We start from the raw sequence: 26,947 nt of genomic DNA on the forward strand, positions 1-26,947 counted from the left end.
GTACACCGTGGCGGATCTGCGTGTTCAATCATTGGTAGCGCCACACGTATGGACAGTCCCGCCCGTCAGGAGGCCCCGTGATCGCCGTTCCCGAACCGGAACTCACCGAACGCGAAGTGATCGAGCGGGCCGTGGCGATGCGGCCCGCGCTGCTCGAACGGCAGCCGGAGACCGAGCGGCTGACGATCTACCCCAAGGACACCCACGAGGAGTTCCTGCGCGCGGGTTTCTACCGGATGCTGCAGCCGCGCAGGTACGGCGGCTACGCCTTCGGCCTGCCGACCTTCTACCGCGTCGTGACCGAGGTCGCGCGCGGTTGCCCCTCCACCGGCTGGGCCCTGTCCCTCACCGCCGCCCACGTCCTCCAGGTCGCCTCGGTCTTCGAGGAGAAGACACAGGACGAACTCTTCGGTGACGAGGGCGACTTCCGGGCCGCCTCCACCGCGACCCCCGTCGGTGTGGCGCGGCCCGACGGCTACGGTCACGTGGTCCTCGACGGCACCTGGTCCTATTCCTCCGGCTCCCCGTACTCCACCCACTACGTCGGTCAGACCCTGCGCGCCCCCGAGAAGCCGGAGGACCCGCCGGGGCCGCTCGTGCTGTTCGTGGCGCCGCGCTCCGCCTGGACCCTGATCGACGACTGGCAGGGCGTCCTCGGCCTGCGCGGCAGCGGTTCCCACAGCATCCGCTTCGACGAGGCCCGCATCCCCGAGCACTTCACCCGGGAGGCGAGCCTGCTCGACCTGCCCGTCGAGGGCGGCTCCCTCGGCTCGAAGCTGCACGGCCATCCCATGTACGCGGGGCGCGCGGCGAGCTTCTTCCACGGCGAGCTGGCCGCGCTCATGATCGGCACCGCGTACGCGGCCGCCGACGAGTACGCCCGGATCATCGCCGAACGCCCGCTCGTCATGGACCCCGGCCGCACCCGCGCCGACCTCCACGACTACCAGCGCCACCTGGGGGAGGCGCTGGCCGCGATCCGTACGGCGGACGCGGCGCTGCGGGCGACCGCCGACGACTGGATGGAGGCCTGCTGCGACAACGTGTCGGGCCGGGCTCCCTTCACGACCGCCGTCGACAACCGGCTCGCGCTGGTCTTCGTCACCGCCGGGCGCCTGGCCTGGGACGCGCTCCAGGGCATCCTGTTCCGCACGGCGGGCTCCCGGCACGCCCGCGACGGCGCACGGATGCAGCGCTACTTCCGTGACGCCGCCACGATCTGGTCGCACCTCGGCCCCACGATGGCCGAACCGCTGGCCCGCCGTGTCGGCCGTGACCGCCTCGGCCTGCCGTCGGACGACATCCCGCTGATCTCCTGATCTCCTGATCTCCTGATCTCCTGATTCCTTGGTCTCTCGATCTCGTGAGCACCGGCGGGCGGGGGCGGGGAATGCCCCGGCCGCGAGTGGGTACGCGCGACAGGAGCCGCGCCCGGGGCGAGTCCCGCCCCGGGCGGCCTGTCCGTCACTACCTGGGATCTGCCAATGGACACACCCTTGAACAACCCTCACTACCTGCCGACGGCCACGACACCCGCCCAGGAGGCGCTGAAGGCACTCGCGGAGAACACCGAGAACCCGCTGGCGCTGGACACCCTGGCCGGCAGCGAGGTGCTGGTCCCCGTGCCGGACGACGCGAGCGAGGAGGACGTGCGCGACCCCGCCGCCGTGGCGCTGCCCGTGCTGGAGCAGCCGGGCGGGGAGCAGGTGGTGCCGGTGTTCACCTCGGAGCCGGCGATGGCCGAACTGCTGCCGTTCGTCTCCCGCTACCGTCTGGTACCGCTGGGCGCGCTCGCCTCCCAATGGCCGACCGATGATCTGTCGCTCACCATCGACCCGAGTTCACCGAACGGCCTGACCCTCACCTCCGAGGGCGTTCGTACCCTGTTGGTCCGGCCGCGGGCCTGACCGTTCGACGTGCGGGCCGCGGGCCCCGTTCGCGCCGTACGAGATCCGTCGTGCTGAAGGCGTCCGCGTCGGACGTGAGAATGACCGCATGAAATGGATCTCGGGCGTGGCCGGCGGCCTGCTCCTGCTGCTGGTGTTCGCCAGCATCCTGCGCATCCTCGTCGTGCCCCGCGGGCTGTACTCCACGATGGTGATCCGCTGGTGGCGCTCCCTGCGCTTCCTGCTGCGCCTCGCCGCCCCCGGCGGCAGCTACCGCGCCATCGACCGCGCGCAGACCTGGCTCGCCCCGCTCATGCTGATGGGCACGCTCGTGAGCTGGCTCGGCGGCGCCCTGATCGGCTTCGGACTGCTGCTGCACGCCATCTCCTCGCTGACCTGGACCCAATCGGTCCGGGAGGCGGGCTCCAGCCTGTTCACGCTCGGCTTCGCCAGCGGCGACCGACTGCACCTGTCCGTGGTGGACTTCATCGCCGCCGTCACCGGACCGGTCGTGATCGCCCTCCAGATCGCCTACCTGCCTACCCTGTACGCCGCCTACAACCGCCGCGAGCTGGAGGTGACCCTGCTCCAGTCGCGCGCGGGCGAACCTGCCTGGGGACCTGAGATCCTCGCCCGGCAGTGGCTGGTCGACACCGAGACCGCGCTGCCCGAGCTGTACCGCTCCTGGGAGCGGCTCGCCTCCGACATCGGCGAGAGCCACTCCACGTACCCCGTCCTGCTCGCGTTCCGCTCACCGCGGCCCTACCGCAGCTGGATCGTCGCCCTCGTCGCCGTCATGGACGCGGCCGCCATGCAGCTCGCCCTCGCCCCGAGCAGCGCCCCACCGGAGGCCCGCCTGATGCTGCGCGCCGGGTTCACCGCACTGCGCGACATCGCCCGCTCCCTGCGTTTCCCGTACGACACCGACCCCGCGCCCGATACCCCGGTCCAGCTCACCTACCTGGAGTTCGACGCGGCCGTCGCGATGCTGGAGGCGGCCGGTTTCCCCGCCGAGCGGACGGCCGAACAGGCGTGGCCGCACTTCCACGGCTGGCGGGTCAACTACGAGACGATCGCATTCGAGTTGTGCCGCCGTGGCGACGCGGTCCCCGCGCTGTGGACCGGGCCGCGGGACTTCCCCTCGACACCGATCCCGCCCGCGCGCCCCGCGGACCGGCGCCCCGGCGAAGATCGTCCCCAACTGCCCCCGGCCGCCGCGTAGTTCTGGCCGCCGAGTGGGGAAGATCCCCCGGGTACGGTTCGATGCGCAGGGATGGGAGTCCCCTTGAAAGTCGTCCTGCTGGGTACGGCCGCCGGTGGCGGCTTCCCACAGTGGAACTGCGCGTGCGCGCTCTGCGCGGCCGCCCGCGACGGAAAACTGCCCGCGCGGACCCAGGAGTCCGTCGCCCTGAGCGGCAACTCCCGCGACTGGTGGCTGCTCAACGCCTCGCCCGACATCCGTACGCAGCTGACCACCACCCCCGCGCTCGCGCCCGGACCGGGGCCACGGGACACACCCGTACGGGGCGTGCTCCTGACCGACGCGGAGGCGGACCACGTCGCCGGGCTGACCGTGCTGCGCGGCGGCGCCGGGCTCAAGGTCTACGCCGCGCCGCCCGTCCTCGCCACCCTGGCCCCACTGCGTGACCTGCTCGACCGCTACGCCCCCTGGGAGTGGGCGGACAGCCTGACCGAGGGCGGGTTCGTACTGTCCGGCGGTCTGGTCGTCACCGCGCACCCTGTCGGTCCCAAGGCCCCGAAGTACGTCGCCGGCCCCGACCCGGACGACCGCTGGGTGACCGCGTACCGGATCGAGGACCTGGCAGGCGGCGGAGTGCTCCTGTACGCGCCCTGTCTGGGCGCCTGGACCCCGGAGCTGGACGACCTGCTCGCCTCGGCGGACTGCGCACTGCTCGACGGCACGTTCTACGCGCCCGACGAGATGGGCACGGCCGTACGCTCGCGGGGCGGGCGGCAGGCCGCGATGGGGCACCTTCCGGTGGCGGGCGCACGCGGCAGCCTCGTGGCCCTCACCCGCCACTCCGGCCCCCGGCGGATCTACACACACCTCAACAACACCAACCCGCTGCTCGACCCGGACTCGGACGCCCGTGCGCGGGTGAGCGCGGCGGGGGTCGAAGTGCTGCCGGACGGGGCGGAGTTCGTGGTGTAGAGACTAGGCGTTCAGCATGCGGGCCAGCACGGCGCGTTGCAGGGGGCGTACCTCGGTGTGCAGGTCGCGTCCCTTGCGGGTGAGCGCGACCCACACCCCGCGCCGGTCCTCCAGACAGACGGTGCGTTCCACCAGGCCGTCCTTCTCCAGCCGCCCGATCAGGCGGGACAGGGCGCTCTGGCTCAGATGGACACGGTCGGCGATGTTCTGCACCCGGCAGTGCTCGCCCTCGTGCGCGAGTTCGCTCGAGACCAGGATGTCCAGCACCTCGAAGTCGCTGGCGCCGAGACCGTGCGGGTGCAGCGCGCGGTCGATCTCGCACATCGTGCGCGCGTGCACCGACAGGATGTCCCGCCACCGGTCCTCGAGCCGGACGTCGCTCGCCGTGTTCACTGCCATATATGCACGGTAACAGAGGTCCGGGGTTTTATTGAGTGTGCAACTAGTGCGGTTGCAACAACCCGGCGGGGCTACGCGCCGGAGCCGTCCTGGAGGATCCCCACGAGGTTCCCGTCCGTGTCCTTGACCGAGGCGATCAGCCTGCCGCCGCCCACATCCTGGACGTCCTGGAGCGTCTCGGCCCCGGCTTCCAGCAGGGCCGCCAGCGTCGCCCGGATGTCGTCGACGTGCCAGTACGGGACCGGTCCGGTCATCCCCTTGGCGTGACCGTTGGGGTCGAGGCCGACGTCCTGCCCGGAGTCCTTGAATCCGACGTAGTACGCGGTGTCCGCGTAGGGCTCTGTGCCGAGCAAGGCGCCGAACAGGGCCTTCGCTCGTGCGAGGTCCTTGACGGGGTAGATGATGGTCTTCAGCCCTGCGGTCATGGTGACTCCTCCGTGGTGTGTTGCGGTGCTTTCACGGTAGGGCGGGGGAGGGCCGGGAGGCTTCTCGAATCCTGACCGGTCCCGGCCCCCCCGGCGTCGGAGGGTGCGGCTCAGGTCGAGTCGCGTCGTACCAGTTCCGTCGGCAGGATCACCGCCGCCGGCTCCTCGCCCCCGATCTGCGCGAGCAGGACGCGGACCATCTCGGCGCTGATGCGGTCGTACGGCTGCCGGATGGTGGTGAGGGCGGGGGTCGCCGAGATCGCGGCGGAGGAGTCGTCGAAGCCGCCGACCGCGACGTCCTGAGGGACCCGGCGGCCCGCCTTGTGCAGAGCGGCGAGTGCGCCTTGTGCCATCAGGTCGGAGGCGACGAAGACGGCGTCCATGTCCGGGGCACGCTCGAGGAGCTGCTCGGCGCCCGCCTCACCGCTGGCCCGGCTGTAGTCGCCGGAGGCGACGAGGCGGTCGTCGGCCTCGATGCCCGCCTCGGCGAGCACCTCCCGGTAGCCCGCGAGCCGCTCGACACCGCCCGGGGTGTCGAGCGGACCCGTGACCATGCCGATGCGGCGACGGCCCAGGGAGACCAGGTGCTTGACCATGTCCCGGGCGCCGTCGCGGTCGTCGGCGGCGACGTAACTCACCTTGGAGCCGAGCCCGATGGGCTTGCCGCAGGCGACCAGCGGCACGCCCGCCTCACGCAGCTGCTCGGCGACCGGGTCGCCCGAGTGGCTGGAGACCAGCAGCACTCCGTCGACGTGGCCCGCGGTGATGTACCGCGTTATGCGCCGCCGTTCGTCCTCGGTGCCCGCGAGCATCAGCAGGAGCGGAATGTCGTGCGCGGCCAGCGCCTGGGTGCAGCCGCGCAGCAGGACGTTGAAGTTCGGGTCCTCGAAGAACCTCTCCTGCGGTTCGGTGAGCAGGAACCCGATCGAGTCGGAGCGGCCGGTGATCAGCGAGCGGGCGTGCCGGTTCACGACGTAGCCCGTTCTGCGGATGGCGGCGTTGACCGCCTCCTGCGCCGCCGGGCTCACGTAGTGCCCGCCGTTGAGCACCCGCGACACCGTGCCCCGGGACACGCCGGCCTCGCGCGCGACGTCATGGATCGTCGGCGGTCTGCGCCTGCCCCCCGCGTTGGTCATGGTCACGACTTTACGGCTCCCGAGAGCAGATCGAGGCTCCAGAATCGCTGGATGACCAGGAAGAGAGCGATGAGCGGAACGATCGCGAGCAGCGCGCCGGTGATCACCAGCGTGTACAGCGCCGGGGTGTTGGCGCCCTGTTCGAGGAGCGTGAACAGACCCAGCGTGATCGGGAACTTCTCGTCGTCGCTGAGCATGATGTACGGCAGCAGGAAGTTGTTCCACACGGCGACGAACTGGAACAGGAACACCGTCACCAGTCCGGGCACCATCATCGGCAGCGCGATCCGGGTGAAGATCCGCCACTCGCTCGCCCCGTCCATCCGCCCGGCCTCGACCACGTCACCGGGCACGGCCGCGGAGGAGTAGATCCGGGCGAGGTAGACGCCGTACGGGGAGAGGATGAGGGGGAGCAGCACGGACGCGTAGGAGTCCGTGAGGTCCGCCTTCGCCAGCAGCAGGTACTGCGGGATCGCCAGGATCACCGGCGGCATGAGCACGCCCGCCATCAGGACGCTGAAGACGGTTTCGCGGCCCCGGAAGCGGTAGATCGCGAGGGTGTAGCCGCTGAGCGCCGAGACGGCCGTCGACAGGAGGGCGCCGAGGCCCGCGTAGAGGGCGGAGTTGCCCATCCACTTCCAGTAGATCCCGTCGCGGTAGGCGTTGAGGTCCTTGACGTTCTGCGTGAATCCGGAGCCCGGCAGGAACGTGAAGGTCGAGAACAGCTCACGGCCCGACTTGGTGGCCGCGATCAGCACCCACGCGACGGGCAGCAGGCAGTAGAGCGCGCCGAGCAGCAGCGTCAGGGTGGGCACGAGGGCGATACGGCGGCGCAGGGGCGGGCCCTGGGCGGTGCCGGGGGTGGTACCCGCGGCCGGCGCGGCCTTGCGTACGGCAAGAGAACTCATCGTGCTTCCTCCTGCTTGTTACGGGAGTTCGCGGCACGCAGGAAGCCGAAGGACAGGACGAGGGTGACGACGGCGATGATCGCCGCCTCCGCGGCGGCCGAGTAGATGTCGCCCTTGCCGAAGGCGTCCTGGTACACCTTCATCAGCGGACTCCAGGTCGTGGAGACGGAGTTGGTGAGGGGTTTGAGGGTGGTCGGCTCGCTGAACACCTGGAGCGTCGCGATGATCGAGAAGAAGAAGGTGAGCACCAGCGAGGGCGCCACCATCGGGATCTTGATCTTCAGCGCGATCTGCAGGGGCGTGGCGCCGTCCAGCTTCGCCGCCTCGTACACCTCGGCCGGGATGGCCTGCAGCGAGGTGTAGATGACGATCATGTTGAATCCGGTGCCGCCCCACACCGCGATGTTGGACAGCGCGAGATACAGCGGGCCGCCGTCCAGCAGGTTCGGCTGCGGCATCCCCAGCTTGTCGAGGACGAAGTAGAAGGGGCTGACGTCGGGGAGGTACAGGAAGCCCCACAGCAGCGCGGCGACGACGCCGGGAATGGCGTACGGCAGGAAGATCGCGAGCCGGGTGAAGGGGGCCAGGCGCACCTTGTCCGTGTCGAGCATCAGCGCGAACAGCAGCGCGAGGCCCAGCATCACCGGGATCACGATGGCGCCGTAGCCCACCACGCGCACCGCGCCGCTCAGCAGCTCGGAGTCGGAGAGGGCGTCCTTGTAGTTCTCCAGCCCCGCCCAGACTTCCTTGCGGGCGCCCGAGCCCAGGCCCAGGCCCTTGACCTGCACCTTGTGCAGACTCAGCCAGAGCGCGTAGCCGATGGGCAGCGCGAAGAAGAGGGCGAAGAGGATCGTCGCGGGGAGGAGGAAAGCGTACGGGGCCCGCTTGACCCCGTACGACTTCCGACGTGCCGTCGTCACTGAGCGACCCCGAAGCCCTGCTTCTTGAGGTCGGCCACCGTGTCGTCCTGCATCTTCTTCAGGGCGGCGCCGAAGTCCGACTTGTCCTTGGCGGCGGCGCCGAAGGCGTCCTTGAAGGTCGTGTAGGCGACGTTCACGTTCGGGCCCCAGGCGGAGGGCGCGGTGGTCTTGGCGATCTCCGCGGCCTTCGGGTAGAAGTCGGCCTGGTTGGAGAAGAACGCCGGCGGCTCGGAGAAGGCGTCACTGGTCTGCGCGGTGGTGGCGGCCGGGTAGATGCCGCCCTCCTTCGCCAGCGCTGCCACCGCCTGCGGGTCCGTGTTCAGCCAGGTGGCGAACTTCGCGGCGGCCGCCTTGTGCTGCGAGTCCGTGGTGACGGCCGTCGAGGAGCCGCCCCAGCTGCCGGTGACGTCCTTGCTGCCGTCCCACTGCGGCAGCGGGGCCATCGCCCACTTGCCCTTGGTGTCGGGGGCCGCCGTGGTGAGGGTGCCCGGCGCCCACACCGCGCTGACCCAGGCGATCTGCTTGCCGGTGTTCAGCGCCTTGTTCCAGGAGGGCGTGTACATCGGCTGGTTGTCGATCGCGCCCTCCTTGACGAGGCCGCCCCAGAAGTCGGCGACCTTCTGCGTCGCCGCGTCGTCGATGCCGACGTTCCACTTGTCGTCCGAGGCGGTCCACCACTTGGCGCCCGCCTGCTGGGCGAGACCCGCGAAGAGGCCGGAGTCGTTGGCGGAGAAGGTGGTCAGGTCCTTGTCCGGGGCCTTCTTCTTCAGCGCGCGGGCGGTCTCGGCGAACTGCTCCCAGGTCGTGGGAACCGTCAGGCCGTACTTCTTGAAGAGGTCCTGGCGGTAGTAGAACATCATCGGGCCGATGTCCTGCGGGATCGCGTACACGGCGTCCGAGCCCAGGGTCGTCTGCTGCCAGACACCGTCGGCGAACTTGCTCTTCGCGTCCTTCGACTCGCCGGCTATGTCGGCGAGCGCGTCATTGCTGACCAGGGTCGGCAGCGCCTGGTACTCGGCCTGGACCAGGTCCGGGGCCTTCTTCGCCTTGTGCGCGGTGAGGATCTTGGTGACCAGCGTGTCGCCCGACGCCTGCTTCTTCACCGTGACCGTGATCTTCTGCTGCTTGCCCGGCCCCTTGTTCCAGAGGTCGGCCACCTTGTCCATGCCCGGAGTCCAGGACCAGTACGTCAGGGACGCCGGACCCGATTCGGACGAGCTCTTGTCGTCCGACGAGCCGCAGGCGGCGAGTGCGGTGCCGCCGAGCGTGACGGCGATGGAGGTGGCCACGAGGCGACGCAGCTTCGTGTTTGGCATGGATCTTTCTCCCCTGACCTGGGTCCCCGCCTGCTGCGGCGACCGTGCCATGCTTCTGTGAGCGTTCACAGTAGAGAAACATCCTGGACACTTGTCAATGGTTGTTGCTGTGCGGTTATGTTGGGCTCGCGCCGCTGATCGAGTGTGTGCACGTTCCCAAATGATCGATTAAACGGGAGAAGATCCATGCCGGAGACCACACCCAAGGGCCTCACCAGGCTCGCCTTCGGTGGGGACTACAACCCCGAGCAGTGGCCGGAAGACGTCTGGCACGAGGACGTCCGGCTGATGCGCGAGGCGGGTGTCACGATGGTGAGCGTCGGGATCTTCTCCTGGGCGCTGCTCGAACCCGCTCGGGGGACGCACGACTTCGGCTGGCTGGACCGACTGCTCGACCTGCTGCACGAGAACGGCATCCGTGCCGACCTCGGCACCCCGACCGTCGCGCCGCCCGCCTGGTTCTACCGCGAGCACCCCGAGGCGCTGCCGGTGGCCGCCGACGGCACCCGCTACGAGTTCGGCTCGCGCGGCGCCATCTGCCACAGCAACAGCGACTACCGCGCCGCCGCGGCGAGCATCACCACGGCACTCGCCACCCGGTACGCCGGCCATCCCGCGCTCGCCCTGTGGCACGTCCACAACGAGTACGGCGTCCCCGTCTCGGCCTGCTACTGCGCGTCCTGCGCCGCCCACTTCCGCCGCTGGCTGGCCCGCACGTACGGAACCGTGGACGCGGTGAACGAGGCCTGGGGCACAGCCTTCTGGGGCCAGCGCTACGCGGACTTCGAGCAGATCAACCCGCCGCGCGTGACTCCCACGGTCGGCAACCCGGCCCAGGCCCTGGACTACAAGCGCTTCGCCGACGAGACCATGCGCGAGAACTTCGTCGCCGAGCGGGACATCCTGCACCGCCTCGCCCCCGGCATCCCGGTCACCACGAACTTCATGACCGCCCTCAGCCAGTGCGACTCCGTCGACTACTGGGCCTGGGGCCGCGAGGTCGACCTCGTCAGCAACGACCACTACCTGATCACCGACGGCCGCCGCACCCACGTCAACCTCGCGATGGCCGCCGACCTCACCCGCTCCGTCGCGGACGGCGCACCCTGGCTGCTGCTCGAACACTCCACGTCCGGCGTCAACTGGCAGCCCCGCAACCCGGCGAAGTCCCCGGGCCAGATGGCCCGCAACTCCCTCGCGCACGTGGCGCGCGGCTCCGAGGGCGCCATGTTCTTCCAGTGGCGGCAGTCCCGGCGCGGCGCCGAGAAGTTCCACTCGGCGATGCTGCCGCACGCCGGCACCGACTCACGGGTCTGGCGCGAGGTGGTCGAACTCGGCGCGTCCATCGAGTCACTGACCTCGGTCAAGGGCAGCCGCACCGTCGCCGACGCCGCCGTGCTGTGGGACTGGCACTCCTGGTGGGCGCAGACCCTCGACTGGCGCCCCAGCGAGGACCACGACCCGCGCGAGCGCGCCGACGCGTTCTACGAGGCGCTCTACGACCGTCACCTCACGGTCGACTTCGCCCACCCAGAAGCCGACTTGTCGGCCTATCCCCTTGTCGTCGTCCCCGCCCTCTACCTGATGACCGAGGCCGCCGGGAACAACCTCAGGGAGTACGTCGAGAACGGCGGCACCCTCGTCGTCTCGTACTTCTCCGGCATCGTCGACGAGCACGACGCCGTGCACGAGGGCGCCTACCCCGGTGCGCTGCGGGACGTGCTCGGCCTGACCGTCGAGGAGTTCTCACCGCTCCTGAAGGACGACCGGGTCCGGATCACCGGCCCCGACGGCTCCGAACTCACCGGCGACGTCTGGACCGAGTTCGTGGTGCCGCGCGGCGCCGAGACCGTGTGGACGTACGCCGACGGACTCACCGCGGGTCGCCCGGCCGTCACCCGCCACCGCCTCGGCGAGGGCTCCGCCTGGTACGTCTCCACCCGCCTCGGCGCGCAGGGCCTGGACGCCCTCATCGGCTGGGCGTCCGACGACGCGCGGATCGCGCCGCGCGCCGACCTGCCCCGCGATGTCGAAGTGGTGCGCCGCAGCGGTGAGTCGGGCACCTTCCTGTTCGCGATCAACCACACCTCGTCGGACGCCAAGGTGCCGCTGGACGCGGCCGGCACCGAGCTGCTGACGGGCGAACGCGCCGCGGGCCGCCTGGTGCTGCCCGCGGGGGCCGTCCGGGTCGTACGGCTCGACGGCTGAGCCGAACGGTCTCCCGGCCGTATGGCTCGACGGCTGAGCCGACCGCCGTCCTCGTCGTACGGCTCCAGGCTTCACCCGACCGCCGCCGGGGCGCAGGACCCCGCGACGGAGCCGAACTCCCCTCCGCCCGTGAGTGCCACGAGAGCCGCGGGCGGAGGGGTCGCCCCCAGAGCCACTCCGGGGGCACCCCCATTCCCATCACGTCGAAGGGACGACGGACGAAGATGTTCCATCCCAGACGCACACTCAGGACCCTGCTGCTGCCGCTCGCGGCCGGGCTGGCCCTCACCGGCCTGCCCGCGCAGGCGGCGCAGGCGGCGAGCACCCTCACCAACGCCGGATTCGAGGCCGACGGCGCCGGCACGGCCACGCCCGCCGGCTGGTCGGAGTACGGCGACACCGGCGCCTCCTACGTGGAGGCCGGAGGCCACAGCGGTGGATACCGCCTCTCGCAGTACTCCTCCGCCGCCTACAAGGTGGAGACGTACCAGTACCTCTCCGGACTGACCAACGGGAACTACCGGCTCACCGCCTGGGTGCGCTCGGGCGGCGGCCAGAACTCCGCCTACCTCGCTCTGAAGAACTGCGGCGGCACCGAGCAGCGCACCGACCTGCCGGTCTCCAGCAGCGGATGGATACACCTCGTCGTCCCTGTGGCGGTGACCAGCAACCAGTGCACGATCAGCATCAACTCCGATGCCAACGCGGGCAACTGGATCAACGTCGACGACCTGACGTTCACCTCCGGCAGCGCCACCGGGCTGTCCGTCAAGGGCTCCGACATCTCCTCCCTCGCCAAGAGCGAGGCCCTCGGCGGCGTCTACAAGACCAGCTCCGGTACCACCGGTGACGCGCTCGCCATCCTCAAGTCCGCCGGTATGAACTACGCACGCCTGAAGGTCTGGGTGAACCCCGCCGACGGCTACAACAACAAGACGCGCGTCCTGGCGATGGCCAAGCGCATCAAGGCGCAGGGCATGAAGCTCCTGGTCGACTTCCACTACTCGGACACCTGGGCCGACCCCGGCGCCCAGACCAAGCCGGCCGCCTGGGCGGGCCACTCCTACAGCCAGTTGAAGACGGACGTCTACAACCACACGTACGACGTCCTCAACGCGCTGAAGGCGCAGGGCACCACCGCCGACATGGTCCAGGTCGGCAACGAGATCAACGGCGGCATGCTGTGGTCCGAGGGTTCCACCGACAACTGGTCGCAGCTCGCCGGGCTCCTCAACTCCGGCTACGACGCCGTCAAGGCCGTCAGCTCGTCGACGACCGTCGCGCTGCACCTCGCCAAGGGCGGCGACCTGTCCGGCACCCGCTGGTGGTTCGACAACGCGGTCTCCAACGGCGTGAAGTTCGACGCCATCGGCCTGTCCTACTACGGCTACTGGCACGGCCCGCTCTCCGACTTCCAGACGACCCTGGACGACGCGGCCGCGCGCTACGGCAAGCCGGTGTTCCTGGCCGAGACGGCCTACCCCTTCCGTCTCGACAGCGACGACTCGCTCGTCAACCAGATCGACACGACCGGTGAGCTCGTCTCCGGCTACCCGGCCACCACCGCCGGGCAGTCCGCGTGGCTGCGGGACGTGATGAACGTCGTGGAGGCCGTCCCGAACGGCCGCGGCCTCGGTGTCTTCTACTGGGAGGCCACCTGGACCGCCGTCACGGGCAACGGCTGGGACCCGGCCGACGCCACGTCCGGCAATGGCTGGGAGAACCAGGCGCTGTTCGGCTTCGACGACAAGGCGCTGCCCGCCATGTCGCAGTTCGGTCACCGCTGATCAGCCACCTGATCAGTCACCGTCGATGACATGAGGGCCCGGCCGCCGAGGCGGCCGGGCCCTTGTGGTGTCCCGGGGACTTCCGGGCCGCGTGATGGCGTGGAAGTCCCCTGCGGGCCGCCCCGGGCTGCGGGACAGTGGCCACACAGCGCCACCATCACGAAGGGCAGGGGGACGCGATGCTGAGGGTTCCCGTCGGCGGGCGACGCCTGGACATCCTGGAGTGGCTGCGGGACCCCGCCGCGCACTTCCCGCCCGAGCGCCACGGCTCTCTCGCCGACGGCGTCGACGCGGCCGCCCTCGCCACCAAGCTCGGCGTGAGCCACGCCGTCGCCCGCACCCACCTCGACCTCCTCGTCGGGGTCGGGCTCCTGCGCGCGAGAAGGATCGGGCGGCGCACGCTCTACCACCGCGACGAGTACCGCATCGCCGAGGTCCGCTCCCTGTTCGAGAAGGGCTGGTAAGCGGCGGGGCGCCGCGTGCCCCGGTCGAGTGTGCGAGGGCGTCGGCGTCGGCGTTACCCTGTTCAGCGGCCGCGATCACGTGTCGCGGCGCGGCGGTGGGGCCCGCCGTACCCGAACCGCGGCGCTGATGCCGCCAACGGTCCCTACTTGCGATGAGGTGTGCCCGGGGGCCCGGGCCCGGCGAGTAGGAGAAGTACGTCGTGACAGTCCCGCATCCCGAGCGCGTCGACGAACCCGTTGCCGCCGCACGCCCGACCCCGCGCCCCGCGTCCCCCTGGCACGGCCAGGCCCCGGTCGTGGCGATGGTCTCGCTCGGCGGAGCCATCGGCGCCACCGCCAGGTACGGGGCCACGCGGCTGTGGCCCGTGGAGACGGGCGGTTTCCCCTGGACCACGTTCTGGGTCAACGTCATCGGCTGTGCGGTGATCGGCGTGTTCATGGTCGTCATCACGGAGGTGTGGGCGGCCCACCGACTCGTGCGGCCCTTCTTCGGCACCGGTGTGCTGGGAGGGTTCACCACCTTTTCGACATACGCCGTGGACATCCGGAGACTGGTCGACTCGGGCCACTCCGGAACCGGCCTCGCCTATCTCGCCGCGACCCTGTGCGCGGCGCTCACGGCGGTGTGGCTCGCGGTCACCGCGACCCGGCGCGCCCTGGTACGGAGGCGGCGATGACACGGCTGACGGGCAGCGCCCGGCATGCGGGACGTGACGTCGAATCAGACAAAACGGGCAAGGAAGGTAAGAGGCGGTTGTGAACTGGCTGCTGGTGATCGTCGGTGGAATGGTCGGCGCGCCCCTGCGCTATCTGACCGACCGTGCCGTGCAGACCAGGCATGACACCGTCTTCCCCTGGGGCACCTTCGCGGTCAACGTCGTCGGCTGCCTGATTCTCGGCCTGCTCACCGGCGCGGTCGCCGCAGGGGCCGCGGGTTCCCACCTTCAGCTGTTCCTCGGTACCGGCCTGTGCGGGGCGCTGACCACGTACTCGACGTTCTCGTACGAGACACTACGGCTGACCGAGACCGGCGCGGGGTTCTACGCTGCGGCCAACGTGCTCGTGAGCGTGACGGCCGGGCTCGGCGCGGCGTTCGCGGGTGTCTCGTTCGCCCAGGCGGTGTGGGCGTAGGCACCGGACGGCACTCGCGCATAGTAAGACTGTCTACAGCACTGTCGACCTACAGCACTGTCGACCAATACTTCTCACCATCAACCCCTCAGACCTAGAACTGGATCCTATGAGCGTCATCAACGTCGGTCAGGCCGTCGTCCTCGGAGTCGTCGAGGGAGTGACCGAGTTCCTCCCCGTCTCCTCCACCGGCCACCTCAAGATCACCGAGGGGCTGATGAACATCCCGGTCGACGACAAGGCCGTCGTCGGGTTCTCAGCGGTCATCCAGGTCGGCGCGATCGCCGCCGTACTGGTGTACTTCTTCAAGGACATCGTGCGGATCGTCTCCGCGTGGGGACGAGGGCTGCGCAACCGCGAGGAGCGGCAGCACCACGACTACAAGTTCGCCTGGTGGGTCATCTACGCCACCATCCCGATCGTGATCGTGGGCCTCGCCGCCAAGCCGCTCATCGACGGGGCGCTCGCCTCCCTGTGGGTGGTCGCGGGCTCGCTGATCGTGGGCAGCGGTGTGATGTGGGCGGCGGACCAGATGGGGCGCCACAAGCGTGGTGAGGACGACACGTCCTTCAAGGACGCGATGCTGGTCGGTTGTTCGCAGATCCTCGCGCTGCTCTTCCCGGGCTTCTCCCGCTCCGGCGCCACCATGTCGACCGCGCTGATCCTGGACCTGGACCGGGTCGCCGCCACCCGGCTCTCGTTCTTCCTCGGCATCCCCGCCCTGACCGGCGCCGGTCTGTACGAACTGAAGGACGCCCTGGGCACGGGGGTGGGCGCCGCGCCGCTCGCCGTCGGCACGATCGTCTCCTTCGTCGTCGCCTACGGGTCGATCGCCTGGCTGCTGAAGTTCGTCGCCAAGCACTCCTTCAACGCCTTCGTGATCTACCGGATCGTGATCGGTCTGGCACTGTTCGGGCTGCTGGCGAGCGGGAACCTCGCCGGCTGATCGCGGAAACAGCAGCTCACAGGGGGTGCGAAGCCGGTTTACAGGCTTCGCACCCCCTGAATGTTTCTTTTCACCGCCCTTGACAGCCCCCTCGTGTCACCCGCAGGATCACCCCCGTGAACCTGTCAGACAGCCAGACAGGTGGATCGGTACCGCGGCGCGTCAGCGCCATGGAAGCGGTGCTCACCCACCTTCGCGGCGCCATCGAGCGCGGCGAATACGCCATCGGTGACAAACTCCCCTCCGAGGCCGAACTGTGCCGCCGCCTGGAAGTCAGCCGGCCGGTGCTCCGCGAGGCGCTGCGGGCCCTGCAGGTGATGGGCCTGACCGTGTCCCGTACGGGCAAGGGCACCTTCGTGGTCGCCAACACGGTCGAGGACCCCACCTTCGGCGACTACGCGGCCAGCGACCTGCTCGAGGTGCGCCGCCACGTCGAGATCCCGGTCGCCGGATACGCGGCGGCGCGCCGCACCCCGGAGAACCTCGACCACCTGGCCCATCTGCTGGAGCGGATGGAGCGGGAGACCGACACCACGGCGTGGGTCGCGATGGACACGGTCTTCCACATCGCGGTCGCCGAGGCCTCCCAGAACCCGGTCTTCCGCAGGGTGATCGAAGAGATCCGGGACGCCCTGGCCCGCCAGTCCGCCTTCCTCAACGAGCTCGGCGGCCGGCGCGAACAGTCCAACCGTGAGCACCGGGCGATCGTCGAGGCGCTGATCGACGGCAGTGAACACGACGCGGTGGAGGCGATGTCCCATCACCTCGACCGCGTGGAGACCACCCTCACCGACATCGTGCGCCCCGCGCGTACGGACATCCCCACGGAAGGCGGACCCGAGGCGTGAGCGAGCAGTCCCTCAAAGACGAGGCCACATCGGCCGGCAAACCGGCCGCGCACGTCGACGCCGGCGACGCGGGTTACAGCAAGTCGCTGAAGTCCCGGCACGTCAACATGATCGCCATCGGCGGTGCCATCGGCACCGGCCTCTTCCTCGGCGCGGGCGGCCGGCTCGCCGACGCCGGCCCCTCCCTCTTCGTCGCGTACGCGGTGTGCGGCGTCTTCGCCTTCCTCGTCGTGCGCGCGCTCGGCGAACTCGTCCTGTACCGGCCGTCCTCCGGCGCCTTCGTGTCGTACGCCCGGGAGTTCCTGGGGGAGAAGGGCGCGTACGTCGCCGGCTGGATGTACTTCCTGAACTGGGCCACCACCGGTATCGCCGACATCACCGCCGTGGCCGTCTACACCCACTACTGGGGCATGTTCTCCGACATCCCGCAGTGGGTGATCGCGCTCGTCGCGCTCGCCGTCGTCCTCGCGGTGAACCTGATATCCGTACGCATGTTCGGCGAACTGGAGTTCTGGTTCGCGATCATCAAGGTGAGCGCGCTCGTCGTCTTCATGCTCATCGGCATCTTCCTGCTGGTCACCCAGCACCCGGTCGACGGCACCACCCCCGGCCCGTCCCTGATCACCGACAACGGCGGAATCTTCCCCAACGGCCTGCTGCCGATGCTCCTGATCATCCAGGGCGTCGTCTTCGCCTACGCCTCCGTCGAGCTGGTCGGTGTCGCGGCGGGCGAGACGGAGAACCCCGAGAAGATCATGCCGAAGGCGATCAACTCGATCATGTGGCGTGTCGGCCTGTTCTACGTCGGCTCGGTCGTCCTGCTCTCGATGCTGCTGCCCTGGAACAAGTACAGCGCGGGCCAGAGCCCCTTCGTGACCGTCCTGTCGAACATCGGCATCCCGGCGGCGGGCGGCGTGATGAACCTGGTCGTGCTCACCGCGGCCATGTCGTCCCTCAACTCCGGCCTCTACTCCACCGGCCGCATCCTGCGCTCCATGGCGATGTCGGGCTCCGCTCCCAGGTTCACCGGCGTGATGAGCCGCAGCCAGGTCCCGTACGGCGGCATCCTGCTCACCAGCGGGATCTGCGTCCTCGGCGTCGGCCTCAACTTCGTGGTCCCCGCCGACGCCTTCGAGATCGTCCTGAACTTCGCCGCCATCGGCATCCTCGCCACCTGGGGCATGATCATGCTCTGTCATGTGCTGTTCTGGCGGAAGACCCAGCGCGGTGAGCTGACCAGGCCGAGCTACCGCCTGCCCGGCTCGCCGTGGACCGAGATCGTGACGATCGGCTTCCTCGTCTCCGTCCTCGTCCTGATGTACGCCGACGGGGGAGCGGGGCGCACCACCGTGCTGTGTCTGCCGCTGATCGCCCTGGCGCTCGTTGCCGGGTGGTACGGGGTGCGCCGCCGGGTCTCCGGCATCCGTGACGGAGTGGACGCGTGAGCACGAGCATGACGTACGCCGCCGCGATCGCCGCCGCCCCGGTGGTCCGCGAACCCCTGCACGCCCCCGTCGCCCAGCTCGTCCGCGGTGGAATCGTCGAAGGCGTCCACTACGGCTCGGTGGTCGTACTGGCCGCCGACGGCGGCGTCGACCTCCAGATCGGGGACATCGAGGCCGCGTTCTACCCGCGCTCGGCACTCAAGCCCGTCCAGGCGGTGGCGATGCTGCGGGCGGGACTGCCGCTGGACGGCGAGCTGCTCTCGCTGGCCGCGGCCAGTCACTCCGGCGAGGAACGGCACCTGGCCGGGACCCGGCGGATCCTGGAACTGGCCGGAGTCACCGAGGACGACCTGCGCAACGTGCCCGACCTGCCGTACGACCCGGTCGTGCGGGACGCCTGGATCCGCGAGGGGCGGCTGCCGTCCCGACTCGCACAGAACTGCTCCGGCAAGCACGCCGCCATGCTGATGACCGCCCGGCTCAACGGCTGGTCGCTCGATGACTACCTCGACCCGGGCCACCCTCTCCAACAGGCCATCGCGGAGATCGTCGAGGACCTCACCGGGCAGGCGATCGCCCAGGTCACCGTCGACGGTTGCGGCGCGCCCCTCTTCTCCGTCTCGCTGCACGGGCTCGCCCGCGCCGCCGCCCGGATCACCACCGCACCGGCCGACACCCCCGAGGCGCGGGTCGCCGACGCGATGCGCGAGCACGCCGAGATGGCGTCCGGCTCCGGCCGCGATGTCGCGGCGCTGATGCGGGCCGTGCCGGGGCTGCTCACCAAGGACGGCTTCGAAGGCGTCCAGATGGCCGCGCTGCCGGACGGCCGGGCCGTCGCTGTGAAGATCGCCGACGGCGCGGACCGGGCACGTGGGCCGGTGGCCGCGGCGGCGCTCGCGCGCGCCGGGGTCGCCCCGGCGTTGCTCGCGGAGTTCGGCTCCGTGCCGTTGCTCGGGGGCGGTGCCGTTGTGGGCGGGCTTCGCCCGGCCCGGGTGCTCGATCCGCTCCCGGAGTGAGCGGCGCGCGACCAAGGGGCGGGTGGGACTGCGTCGGCGGGTGCGGGGCCGCGGTGGCTGGTCGCGCAGTTCCCCGCGCCCCTTGGGGCGATGTGCCTCAGTCCTGATCAGCGGCTCGCTCGCTGCCCCGCCCCTACGCCTCACCCATCTCACCCTCACCCCTCCGAAAGAGGACCGCTCAGTCATGACCGTCGCCGTAGCGCACCGCAGTGAACACGATCTGCTCGGGGACCGTGACGTCCCGGCCGAGGCGTACTGGGGCATCCACTCCCTGCGCGCCACCGAGAACTTCCCCATCACGGGCACGTCGATCTCCGCCTACCCGCATCTGATCGAGGCCCTGGCCGCCGTCAAGGAGGCCGCCGCCCGTGCCAACGAGGAACTCGGCCTGCTCGAACCGGAGAAGGCGATGGCCATCGTCGCGGCCTGCCGGGAGATCCGCGCCGGCAAGCTGCACGACCAGTTCGTCGTCGACGTCATCCAGGGCGGCGCCGGCACCTCGACGAACATGAACGCCAACGAGGTCGTCGCCAACCGGGCGTTGGAGCTCCTCGGCCGCGCCAAGGGCGAATACCAGTACCTGCACCCCAACGAGGACGTCAACCTCGGCCAGTCGACCAACGACGTCTACCCCACCGCCGTCAAGGTCGCCACCGTCTTCGCGGTGCGCGAGCTGCTCAAGGCGATGGCCGTGCTCCAGGACGCCTTCGCCGCCAAGGCCTTCGAGTTCCGTGACGTGCTGAAGATGGGGCGTACCCAGCTCCAGGACGCGGTGCCGATGACCCTCGGGCAGGAGTTCTCGGCGTACGCGGTGATGCTCGACGAGGACCGCAGCAGGCTCGCCGAGGCCGTCGAGCTGATCCACGAGATCAACCTCGGCGCCACGGCCATCGGCACCGGCCTCAACGCCCCCGCCGGATACACGGAATCCGCCCGCCGCCACCTCGCCGCGATCACCGGGCTGCCCCTGGTCACCGCCGCGAACCTGGTCGAGGCCACGCAGGACTGCGGCGCCTTCGTCCAGATGTCCGGCGTGCTGAAGCGGATCGCCGTGAAGCTGTCGAAGAGCTGCAACGACCTGCGGCTGCTGTCCTCCGGGCCGCGCGCGGGACTCAACGAGATCAACCTGCCGCCGGTGCAGGCCGGTTCGAGCATCATGCCCGGCAAGGTCAACCCCGTGATCCCCGAGGTCGTCAACCAGGTCGCCTTCGAGGTCATCGGCAACGACGTCACCATCACCATGGCCGCGGAAGCGGGGCAGCTCCAGCTCAACGCCTTCGAGCCGATCATCCTGCACTCCCTGTCCGAGAGCATCACCCACCTGCGCACCGCGTGCCTGACCCTCGCCGAGCGCTGCGTCACCGGGATCACCGCCAACACGGAGGTCCTGCGCGCCGCGGTCGAGAACTCCATCGGCCTGGTGACCGCCCTGAACCCGCACATCGGGTACACGGCCGCCACCGACATCGCCAAGGAGGCCCTCGCCACCGGACGCGGCGTCGCCGAACTCGTCCTGGAGAAGGGCCTGTTGCCCGCCGAGCGGCTGGCGGCGCTGCTGCGGCCCGAGGTGATCGCGGGCAGCGACACCCCGCAGGCGGTGTGACCGATGCGCATCAGGACCGGTCCGGCGGCACAATGGTGATCATGGCTGTGTCTTCGTATCCGTCGTCCCCGACCTTCCAGCCGGTCCTGGAGCGCATCGCCACCGAGATCGGGCAGACACCCGGCCGCGGCCGGCCCGCCGACTACATTCCGGCGCTGGCCGCCTGCGACCCCCGGCGCTTCGGCATGGCCGTGGCCGAGCTCGACGGCACGGTGTACGGCGTGGGGGACTGGCGGCAGCCGTTCTCCACGCAGTCCATCACCAAGGTCTTCACCCTCGCCCTCGACCTGGCCCGTGAGGGCGACGAACTGTGGGAACACGTCGGCCGCGAGCCCTCCGGCAACCCCTTCAACTCGCTGGTGCAGCTGGAGTACGAGAACGGCATCCCGCGCAATCCGTTCATCAACGCGGGCGCCCTCGTCGTCACCGACCGGCTCCAGACCCGTACCGGCGACGCGGCCGGCACCCTGCTGGCCTTCCTCCGTGCGGAGAGCGGCAACGCCGAGCTCACCTTCGACAAGGAGGTGGCCGCCTCCGAGGCCACCCGTGGCGACCGCAACGCGGCTCTCGCCCACTTCATGGCCTCGTACGGCAACATCGACAACCCGGTACCGGTGCTCCTCGAGCAGTACTTCCGCCAGTGCTCGATCGAGGCGTCCTGCGCCGACCTCGCCCTCGCCACGAGCTTCCTGGCCCGGCACGGCCTGCGCGCCGACGGCTCCCGGCTGCTCACCCGGAGCCAGGCCAAGCAGGTCAACGCGGTCATGCTGACCTGCGGCACGTACGACGCGGCGGGCGACTTCGCCTACCGCGTCGGCCTCCCGGGCAAGAGCGGCGTCGGCGGCGGCATCATCGCGGTGGTCCCCGGCCGCTGCACCCTGTGCGTCTGGAGCCCCGGTCTGGACGAGCGGGGCAACTCGGTGGCGGGCGTGGCCGCCCTGGACCGCTTCACGACACTGACCGGAGTGTCGGTCTTCTGAGCCGTCATCGGGGCGGGACTTGTCTACCAGCCACAACAAAGCCCGCACCCGGCATCGCGCCACATGGAGGTAACGCCACATCCCCCGTCCGGAGGGCGCCCCGTCGCTTTCCGGCCACCCGCCCTTGACACGCTTGCCAAGTGTTGGCCAAGGCTCCCCTCGATCTCCACCGCTGTCAGGCCCTGGGCCTGATCGGTACCGCCTTCCTCGCGCTCGGCGGTGAGACGGCCGGCGCCCTGCCCACGCGGGACTTCCTCGACCCCGGCTCCGCGCGTGCCGTACTCGGCGTGGTCGGGGTCTACTTCGGTGTCGTCCTGCTGATCGCCGCGTGGGTGCTGCTCGGCAAGGTCGTACGCGGTCCGCAGCCGCCGACGCCGCGCGCACTGCTCCTGGTGCTCGCCGCGTGGGCGGCGCCGCTGCTTCTCGCGCCGCCGCTGTTCAGCAGGGACGTGTACAGCTATCTCGCGCAGGGCGCCATGGTCGACGCGCACATCGACGTGTACGCCAACGGGCCCGCGCAGCTCGGCGGACCGCTCGCCGACGAGGTGGCACCGGTGTGGCAGCAGACCGCGACGCCGTACGGCCCGGTCTTCCTCGCCGTCGCCTCCGCGCTGTCCGGCCTCACCCGTGGGGAGATACCGGCCGGGCTGCTCGGCATGCGCCTGGTCGCGCTGCTCGGCGTGGGCCTGATGGCGGCGGCGCTGCCCCGCCTCGCCCGGCACAGCGGTGCCGATCCGGCCGCCGCGCTGTGGCTCGGCGCGCTCAACCCGCTCGTGCTGCTGCACCTGGTGGCCGGTGCGCACAACGACGCCATCATGCTGGGACTGCTCGGCGTCGGTCTGGTCGCCGCACGCGGCCGATGGCACCTGCTGGGCGTCGTCCTCATCACCCTCGCCGCACTGGTCAAGGCGCCGGCCGTGCTCGGCCTGCTGGCGGTGGTGGCGCTGCGCGGGCGGCGCGGAGTCGTGCGCACGGTTGTGACCACGACCGGGGTCGCGCTCGCCACCACGGCCGCGGTGACCGCCGTGGCGGGCACGGGGTACGGCTGGATAGCGGCCCTGAAGACCCCCGTCTCCCCGCACAACTGGTCGCCCACCAGCGTCCTGGGCCGTGCCACGGGCGCGCTGCTGAAGGACCTCGGCAGCGGTCTCGCCCCGCTGGCGATGCCCGTCTGGCACGCGACCGGACTGGTGGTGACCGTCCTGGTCGTCCTGTTCATATGGCTGCGCCTGCGACCGGGCCCCATCTACGCGCTGGGCCTGAGCCTGGGCGCGGTCGCCGTGTTCGGTCCCGCGATCCGGCCCTGGTACGCCCTGTGGGGCCTGTTCCTCATCGCCGCCGCCGCACCCAACGGTTCGGTGCGCCACCGGGTCGCGGCGGCCAGTGCGATACTCGCGCTCGCCGTACTGCCCAGCGGCGGACCACCGGACATGGATCAGGTGGTGCTGGCCGTCTCCGGCGGCGCGCTCGCCCTCGTCGTGCTCTGGCAGGCCCGTCAGGCCGCCTGGGCCGAGGAGTCGGCGCAGCCGCCGGTGCTGGGGCGGACGGCATGAGACATCTGGACACCGACGGCCGACGGCTGCTCGGCCTGCTCTCTCTCGCCGTCGCGGTGGGCGTGTTCACCGCGACCGTGCCGCTGCTGCGCGACTGGTTCGATCTGCGCGTCTACTACGGCACCGTCGACGCCTGGGTCCATCACGGCGGCCGGATCTACGACTACTGGGTGCCGGGAACCACGTACGGATTCACCTATCCGCCGTTCGCGGCCGTGACGATGCTGCCGATGGCGCTGATCGGGCTGCGCACGGCGATCGCCGTCTCCGTGGTGCTCAATCTCGCGGCGCTGGCGGCCGTGGTGTGGATCCTGGTCGGGCCCGCGCTGCGCCGCTACGGCTGGTACGGCTACGCCCTCGCGGCCTGTCTGCTGACCCTGCTCGAACCGGTCCGCGACACCTTCAGCTTCGGGCAGGTCAACCTCCTGCTGCTGGCCCTCGTCCTGAGCGACGCCTGGCTGCTGTCCACCGGCCGGGGACGCCGGGCGGGCGTCGGCATCGGGCTGGCCGCCGCGATCAAGCTCACCCCCGCGCTCTTCATCGGTCTGCTGCTGCTCGGCCGCCGCTGGCGCGCCGCCGGGGTCGCGACGGCCGTCGCCGCGGCGGCCACCGGTCTCGCGGCCTGGGTGGCGCCGGACGCCTCGCGTTTCTACTGGTCCGAGGCACTGTGGGACACCAATCGCATCGGACGTCTCGCCTATGTCTCCAACCAGTCGCTGCAGGGCGTCCTGGCCCGGCTCGCCGCACCGGGCGAACCGAGTCGGGCCGTGTGGGCGGCGACCGCCCTGGTGTTCCTGTGCGTGTGGGCGTGGCGGACCTCGTGGGCGCTGGCCGACGAGGACTGGACGGCCGCGTTCGCCCTCACCGGGCTCGCCGCCTGCCTCCTCAGCCCGATCACCTGGGTGCACCACCTCGTCTGGCTGCTGCCGTCCTTCGCCGTACTGCTGCAGCGGCACCGTGCGCGGGTCGCGGCGGCCCTGTACGCGGTGCTGTGCAGCAGCGTGGTGTGGCTCTGGTTCGACGACTCCTCCGGCATCGACGGATTCCTCGGCAGCAACACGTACACGTGGATCACGCTGGGGCTGCTGCTGTGGCTGCCAGTGGGTCAGTCGCGGGTGGCCCGCACGCCCTTGAGACGCAGAGCGAGGGCCACTCCGCCCGCGCCCAGACCCGCGGCGCCCAGGATTCCGGCCGCCTCCGGCCAGCCGCCGTCGGGGCCGTCCGCGGACCCGGTCCTCGCCTGTACGGGGGAGGCGCCCGCCGCAGGGACGGACCGGCTGTCGGGGAGCGATCCGACGGGTTCGACGTGCCCGGCGGCCGCGAAGCCCCAGTCGAGCAGCGAGCGGGCCTCCTCGTACACCGTGGTGCCGCCGCCGGCCTGAGGATTCATCACGGTGACGAGGAGGGTGCGTCCGCCCCGGTGCGCGGCGGCGACGAGTGTGTTGCCCGCGTTGGTGGTGTAGCCGTTCTTGACGCCGATCAGGCCCGGGTAGCGCGCCACCCCGTCGGCGCCGGTCAGCAGCCGGTTGGTGTTCTGGATCCGGTACGGGTAGCCGTCGCCGGGGAAACTGGCCTCGGCGGTGGAGCAGTAGCGTGCGAACTCCGGGTTGCGCAGGCCGGCCCGTCCGAAGACCGCGAGGTCGTACGCCGAGGAGACCTGGCCGGGGGTGTCGTAGCCGTCGGGCGACTCGACATGGGTGTCGAGGGCGCCCAGCGAGCGGGCCTTGGCCTGCATCCGGACCGCCGTCCGGTGCCAGCCGCCGTACATCGCGGCCAGTACGTGCACGGCGTCGTTGCCGGAGTTGAGGAAGACGCCGCGCCACAGGTCGGACACGCGGTAGGTGTGCTCCGCGGCCACGCCCACCAGGCTGCTGCCGTCGCCGATGCCCTCCAGTTCCTCCTCCTTGACGGTGTGCTGGATGCCGGCGGGCAGCACCGGGAGCACGGTCAGCGCGAAGAGGGTCTTGAGGGTGCTGGCGGGCGGCAGCTTGAGGTGCGCGTCGTGCGCGGCGAGCACCTCGCCGGTGCCTGAGTCGGCCACCACCCACGACAGCGCCGAGACGTCAGGCAGCGCGGGGGCGTCGGACCGTGTGCGTACCTGCGTCCCGGCCCGCTGGAGGTAGGGCGTCTGGGAGGCCACGGGTCTCGGCACGCCCGTACCGGGGCGGGCGAAGGCCGGACTCGGCGCGAGGGCCAGTGCTCCGGCCACACAGAGGGCGGAGCAGGAGAAGGCGGTCAAGGAGACGACCATCCGGGATGGGAATCCGATTGTCATACCGCAAACGTAGGAACGGAGTCGCCGTGCGCCGGGGTGCCAGGCCCGAGCGAGGGAATGCAGTACCCGGATGCCACACGCGGGAGAGGTCCGGGAGGTCCGGCGCGGTGGATTCGGGGTGGGATCAGGCGGTGGGCAGGGTCGGCTGGACCTGACGCAGGAAGGTCGCGTTGTCCGGCGTGGCGCGCAGCCGCTCCAGGAGGGTTTCGAGGGCGGCCTGGGCGTCCCGGGTCTGCAGGGCGCGTCGCAGGCCGCGTACGGCGGTCAACTCGGCCCCGGGCAGAAGCAGTTCCTCGCGACGGGTGCCGGAAGGGGTGATGTCCACGGCCGGGAACACACGCCGTGAGGCGAGGGTCCGGTCGAGGCGGAGCTCCATGTTGCCGGTGCTCTTGAGTTCCTCGAAGAAGTAGTCGTCGGCGCGGGAGCCGGTCTCCACCAGGGCGGTGGCGAGGATGGTGAGAGAGCCGCCCTCCTCGGCGAGGCGCGCGGCGCCGAAGAACCGCTTGGGGCCGTGCACCGCGGCGGCGTCGACACCGCCGCTGAGAGTGCGGCCACCGGAGGCGGCCGCGTTGTTGTGCGCGCGGCACAGCCGGGTGAGCGAGTCCATCAGGATGACGACGTCCTCGCCCTGTTCGACGAGCCGCTTGGCGCGCTCGACGACGAGCTCGGCCAGAGCGATGTGCTGCTTCGGCGTCTTGTCGAAGGTCGAGGCGTAGACCTCGCCGCGGACGGAGCGCCGCATGTCGGTGACCTCTTCGGGCCGCTCGTCGAGGAGCAGCACGAGCAGATGGCATTCGGGGTGGTTGCCCGCGACGGCGGCCGCGAGCTGCTGGAGCAGCACCGTCTTGCCGGTCTTGGGCGGGGCGACGATCAGACCGCGCTGGCCCTTGCCGACGGGGGAGACGAGGTCGACGACGCGTCCGGCCATGCCGCTCGCCGGGTGCTCCAGGCGGATCCGGTCGCGCGGGTGCAGCGGGGTGAGGTCGTGGAAGTGCGGGCGGCGGCGCAGCTCTTGTGGGGTGCGGCCGTTGATCCGCTCGACCTCGGCGAGGGCGCGGGGTCCGCCCCGTACGCCTTCGACGGTGTCGCCCTTGCGCAGGCCGTGACGGCGGATCAGGGCGGCGGAGACCTGGACGTCGGTCGGCGTGGGCAGGCAGCTCTCGGCGGCGCGCAGGTACCCCTGCCCGTTGTGCGCGATGTCGAGGACACCGGCGGCGTGGGCCGGGAGCTGCTTCTGTACGGGAGAGTGTTCGAGTGTGGTGGTCATGAGAGGTGGTCCTTTCGAGGACGGATTCATGAGGTCATGAGGAAGGGAGGGGTGTGCCGGGGGGAGGCGGCGTGCTCACGCCTCGGTGCGGCGGGGAAGATCACCTGAAGGAGCAACGGCTGACCGCGCTCGGAAGGTGATGCGAAGAAGCTGGTCGCCCCATCGGAAAAGCGAGGGAGCGTGTCAGCGAAAGAAGGAGATTCAGCACCGGCGCCCGAGACGGGGCGTACACAAGTGCTGATCGGATACTAGCACGGCTTG

The 26,947-nt window shown here is 70.5% G+C and carries 24 protein-coding genes and 1 pseudogene; 17 read left to right on the top strand and 8 right to left on the bottom strand.

Translation table 11 applies throughout. The features are described 5' to 3' along the window. Window positions 1–77 precede the first annotated feature (77 nt). From ACZ7M2_RS26180 to pqqB, 4 genes are all read left to right on the top strand, one after another. On the top strand, window positions 78–1,319 hold the full coding sequence (locus ACZ7M2_RS26180) for an acyl-CoA dehydrogenase family protein (protein ID WP_471597306.1): 1,242 nt from the start codon (window positions 78–80) through the stop codon (window positions 1,317–1,319). Between the two features lie 165 nt (window positions 1,320–1,484). Further along, entirely contained in the window at window positions 1,485–1,907 is a 423-nt protein-coding gene (locus ACZ7M2_RS26185) for an SseB family protein (protein WP_471597307.1), read from the top strand. Between the two features lie 88 nt (window positions 1,908–1,995). Then, window positions 1,996–3,108, top strand: coding sequence for a hypothetical protein (locus tag ACZ7M2_RS26190; RefSeq protein ID WP_471597308.1), 1,113 nt, complete (start codon window positions 1,996–1,998; stop codon window positions 3,106–3,108). 63 nt (window positions 3,109–3,171) lie between these two features. Beyond that, a complete protein-coding gene (gene pqqB / locus ACZ7M2_RS26195) occupies window positions 3,172–4,059 on the top strand; it encodes a pyrroloquinoline quinone biosynthesis protein PqqB (RefSeq protein WP_471597309.1) in 888 nt (295 codons plus the stop codon). Between the two features lie 3 nt (window positions 4,060–4,062). Here pqqB and ACZ7M2_RS26200 read toward each other — a convergent pair whose 3' ends face one another. The 6 genes from ACZ7M2_RS26200 to ACZ7M2_RS26225 form a co-directional block, all read right to left on the bottom strand. Continuing rightward, entirely contained in the window at window positions 4,063–4,458 is a 396-nt protein-coding gene (locus ACZ7M2_RS26200; protein WP_471597310.1) for a MarR family winged helix-turn-helix transcriptional regulator, read from the bottom strand. A gap of 71 nt (window positions 4,459–4,529) precedes the next feature. Beyond that, window positions 4,530–4,883 (bottom strand): VOC family protein, encoded by a 354-nt coding sequence (locus ACZ7M2_RS26205; RefSeq protein WP_471597311.1) that lies wholly within the window; start codon window positions 4,881–4,883, stop codon window positions 4,530–4,532. A 110-nt stretch (window positions 4,884–4,993) separates the two neighbouring features. Then, window positions 4,994–6,025, bottom strand: coding sequence for a LacI family DNA-binding transcriptional regulator (locus ACZ7M2_RS26210; protein WP_471597312.1), 1,032 nt, complete (start codon window positions 6,023–6,025; stop codon window positions 4,994–4,996). Then, on the bottom strand, window positions 6,022–6,927 hold the full coding sequence (locus ACZ7M2_RS26215; protein ID WP_471597313.1) for a carbohydrate ABC transporter permease: 906 nt from the start codon (window positions 6,925–6,927) through the stop codon (window positions 6,022–6,024). The genes ACZ7M2_RS26210 and ACZ7M2_RS26215 overlap by 4 nt, the downstream gene beginning before the upstream one ends. Beyond that, entirely contained in the window at window positions 6,924–7,847 is a 924-nt protein-coding gene (locus ACZ7M2_RS26220) for a carbohydrate ABC transporter permease (protein ID WP_471597314.1), read from the bottom strand. The genes ACZ7M2_RS26215 and ACZ7M2_RS26220 overlap by 4 nt, the downstream gene beginning before the upstream one ends. Beyond that, complete coding sequence (locus ACZ7M2_RS26225) at window positions 7,844–9,163, bottom strand: ABC transporter substrate-binding protein (protein WP_471597315.1); 1,320 nt, start codon at window positions 9,161–9,163, stop codon at window positions 7,844–7,846. Before ACZ7M2_RS26225 ends, ACZ7M2_RS26220 begins: the two co-directional genes overlap by 4 nt. A gap of 186 nt (window positions 9,164–9,349) precedes the next feature. On the opposite strand from ACZ7M2_RS26225, the gene ACZ7M2_RS26230 reads away from it, so the two are divergent. The 13 genes from ACZ7M2_RS26230 to ACZ7M2_RS26290 all read left to right on the top strand — a co-directional run bounded on the left by ACZ7M2_RS26230 (window position 9,350) and on the right by ACZ7M2_RS26290 (window position 24,526). Then, entirely contained in the window at window positions 9,350–11,371 is a 2,022-nt protein-coding gene (locus tag ACZ7M2_RS26230; RefSeq protein ID WP_471597316.1) for a beta-galactosidase, read from the top strand. Between the two features lie 224 nt (window positions 11,372–11,595). After that, complete coding sequence (locus ACZ7M2_RS26235) at window positions 11,596–13,158, top strand: glycosyl hydrolase 53 family protein (RefSeq protein WP_471597317.1); 1,563 nt, start codon at window positions 11,596–11,598, stop codon at window positions 13,156–13,158. Between the two features lie 179 nt (window positions 13,159–13,337). Further along, a complete protein-coding gene (locus ACZ7M2_RS26240) occupies window positions 13,338–13,622 on the top strand; it encodes a helix-turn-helix domain-containing protein (RefSeq protein WP_095858282.1) in 285 nt (94 codons plus the stop codon). A gap of 200 nt (window positions 13,623–13,822) precedes the next feature. Then, window positions 13,823–14,299 carry a fluoride efflux transporter CrcB gene (gene crcB / locus ACZ7M2_RS26245; RefSeq protein WP_471597318.1) on the top strand — a complete coding sequence of 159 codons (477 nt, stop codon included), beginning with the start codon at window positions 13,823–13,825 and terminating at the stop codon, window positions 14,297–14,299. Between the two features lie 79 nt (window positions 14,300–14,378). Next, complete coding sequence (gene crcB, locus ACZ7M2_RS26250) at window positions 14,379–14,753, top strand: fluoride efflux transporter CrcB (RefSeq protein ID WP_266632624.1); 375 nt, start codon at window positions 14,379–14,381, stop codon at window positions 14,751–14,753. A 109-nt stretch (window positions 14,754–14,862) separates the two neighbouring features. Continuing rightward, window positions 14,863–15,699, top strand: coding sequence for an undecaprenyl-diphosphate phosphatase (locus tag ACZ7M2_RS26255; RefSeq protein ID WP_352045448.1), 837 nt, complete (start codon window positions 14,863–14,865; stop codon window positions 15,697–15,699). 170 nt (window positions 15,700–15,869) lie between these two features. Further along, window positions 15,870–16,547 (top strand): FadR/GntR family transcriptional regulator, encoded by a 678-nt coding sequence (locus ACZ7M2_RS26260; protein ID WP_471597474.1) that lies wholly within the window; start codon window positions 15,870–15,872, stop codon window positions 16,545–16,547. After that, the gene (locus ACZ7M2_RS26265; RefSeq protein ID WP_471597319.1) at window positions 16,544–17,992 is read left to right on the top strand and encodes an amino acid permease; all 1,449 of its coding nucleotides are present in this window, start codon (window positions 16,544–16,546) and stop codon (window positions 17,990–17,992) included. The genes ACZ7M2_RS26260 and ACZ7M2_RS26265 overlap by 4 nt, the downstream gene beginning before the upstream one ends. An 8-nt stretch (window positions 17,993–18,000) precedes the next feature. Further along, entirely contained in the window at window positions 18,001–19,008 is a 1,008-nt protein-coding gene (locus ACZ7M2_RS26270) for an asparaginase (protein ID WP_471597475.1), read from the top strand. A 184-nt stretch (window positions 19,009–19,192) separates the two neighbouring features. Beyond that, the gene (gene aspA, locus ACZ7M2_RS26275) at window positions 19,193–20,611 is read left to right on the top strand and encodes an aspartate ammonia-lyase (RefSeq protein WP_471597320.1); all 1,419 of its coding nucleotides are present in this window, start codon (window positions 19,193–19,195) and stop codon (window positions 20,609–20,611) included. 32 nt (window positions 20,612–20,643) lie between these two features. After that, window positions 20,644–21,591, top strand: a complete 948-nt coding sequence (locus ACZ7M2_RS26280; RefSeq protein WP_471597476.1) for a glutaminase — start codon at window positions 20,644–20,646, stop codon at window positions 21,589–21,591. Between the two features lie 140 nt (window positions 21,592–21,731). Beyond that, window positions 21,732–23,144 carry a polyprenol phosphomannose-dependent alpha 1,6 mannosyltransferase MptB gene (mptB, locus tag ACZ7M2_RS26285; protein WP_471597321.1) on the top strand — a complete coding sequence of 471 codons (1,413 nt, stop codon included), beginning with the start codon at window positions 21,732–21,734 and terminating at the stop codon, window positions 23,142–23,144. Next, window positions 23,141–24,526 carry a glycosyltransferase 87 family protein gene (locus ACZ7M2_RS26290; RefSeq protein ID WP_471597322.1) on the top strand — a complete coding sequence of 462 codons (1,386 nt, stop codon included), beginning with the start codon at window positions 23,141–23,143 and terminating at the stop codon, window positions 24,524–24,526. The genes mptB and ACZ7M2_RS26290 overlap by 4 nt, the downstream gene beginning before the upstream one ends. A gap of 59 nt (window positions 24,527–24,585) precedes the next feature. On the opposite strand, the pseudogene ACZ7M2_RS26295 reads toward ACZ7M2_RS26290, so the two are convergent. Both ACZ7M2_RS26295 and rho read right to left on the bottom strand, forming a co-directional pair. Further along, a pseudogene (locus ACZ7M2_RS26295) lies at window positions 24,586–25,419 on the bottom strand (D-alanyl-D-alanine carboxypeptidase family protein); the annotation flags it as partial. Between the two features lie 124 nt (window positions 25,420–25,543). Next, the gene (gene rho / locus ACZ7M2_RS26300) at window positions 25,544–26,686 is read right to left on the bottom strand and encodes a transcription termination factor Rho (RefSeq protein ID WP_471597323.1); all 1,143 of its coding nucleotides are present in this window, start codon (window positions 26,684–26,686) and stop codon (window positions 25,544–25,546) included. Between the last annotated feature and the right edge of the window lie 261 nt (window positions 26,687–26,947).

The organism is Streptomyces sp. NPDC111507 (assembly GCF_055638955.1).

What these genes read in the sequence shown, in the direction of transcription:
- ACZ7M2_RS26240 (WP_095858282.1), top strand. Translation starts at nt 13,338, where the DNA reads ATGCTGAGGGTTCCCGTCGGCGGGCGACGCCTGGACATCCTGGAGTGG.
- ACZ7M2_RS26270 (WP_471597475.1), top strand. Translation starts at nt 18,001, where the DNA reads ATGACGTACGCCGCCGCGATCGCCGCCGCCCCGGTGGTCCGCGAACCC.
- ACZ7M2_RS26225 (WP_471597315.1), bottom strand. Translation starts at nt 9,163, where the DNA reads ATGCCAAACACGAAGCTGCGTCGCCTCGTGGCCACCTCCATCGCCGTC.
- aspA (WP_471597320.1), top strand. Translation starts at nt 19,193, where the DNA reads ATGACCGTCGCCGTAGCGCACCGCAGTGAACACGATCTGCTCGGGGAC.
- ACZ7M2_RS26260 (WP_471597474.1), top strand. Translation starts at nt 15,870, where the DNA reads ATGGAAGCGGTGCTCACCCACCTTCGCGGCGCCATCGAGCGCGGCGAA.
- ACZ7M2_RS26215 (WP_471597313.1), bottom strand. Translation starts at nt 6,927, where the DNA reads ATGAGTTCTCTTGCCGTACGCAAGGCCGCGCCGGCCGCGGGTACCACC.
- ACZ7M2_RS26290 (WP_471597322.1), top strand. Translation starts at nt 23,141, where the DNA reads ATGAGACATCTGGACACCGACGGCCGACGGCTGCTCGGCCTGCTCTCT.
- ACZ7M2_RS26230 (WP_471597316.1), top strand. Translation starts at nt 9,350, where the DNA reads ATGCCGGAGACCACACCCAAGGGCCTCACCAGGCTCGCCTTCGGTGGG.
- ACZ7M2_RS26255 (WP_352045448.1), top strand. Translation starts at nt 14,863, where the DNA reads ATGAGCGTCATCAACGTCGGTCAGGCCGTCGTCCTCGGAGTCGTCGAG.
- ACZ7M2_RS26200 (WP_471597310.1), bottom strand. Translation starts at nt 4,458, where the DNA reads ATGGCAGTGAACACGGCGAGCGACGTCCGGCTCGAGGACCGGTGGCGG.
- ACZ7M2_RS26235 (WP_471597317.1), top strand. Translation starts at nt 11,596, where the DNA reads ATGTTCCATCCCAGACGCACACTCAGGACCCTGCTGCTGCCGCTCGCG.
- rho (WP_471597323.1), bottom strand. Translation starts at nt 26,686, where the DNA reads ATGACCACCACACTCGAACACTCTCCCGTACAGAAGCAGCTCCCGGCC.
- ACZ7M2_RS26280 (WP_471597476.1), top strand. Translation starts at nt 20,644, where the DNA reads ATGGTGATCATGGCTGTGTCTTCGTATCCGTCGTCCCCGACCTTCCAG.
- ACZ7M2_RS26185 (WP_471597307.1), top strand. Translation starts at nt 1,485, where the DNA reads ATGGACACACCCTTGAACAACCCTCACTACCTGCCGACGGCCACGACA.
- ACZ7M2_RS26205 (WP_471597311.1), bottom strand. Translation starts at nt 4,883, where the DNA reads ATGACCGCAGGGCTGAAGACCATCATCTACCCCGTCAAGGACCTCGCA.
- ACZ7M2_RS26190 (WP_471597308.1), top strand. Translation starts at nt 1,996, where the DNA reads ATGAAATGGATCTCGGGCGTGGCCGGCGGCCTGCTCCTGCTGCTGGTG.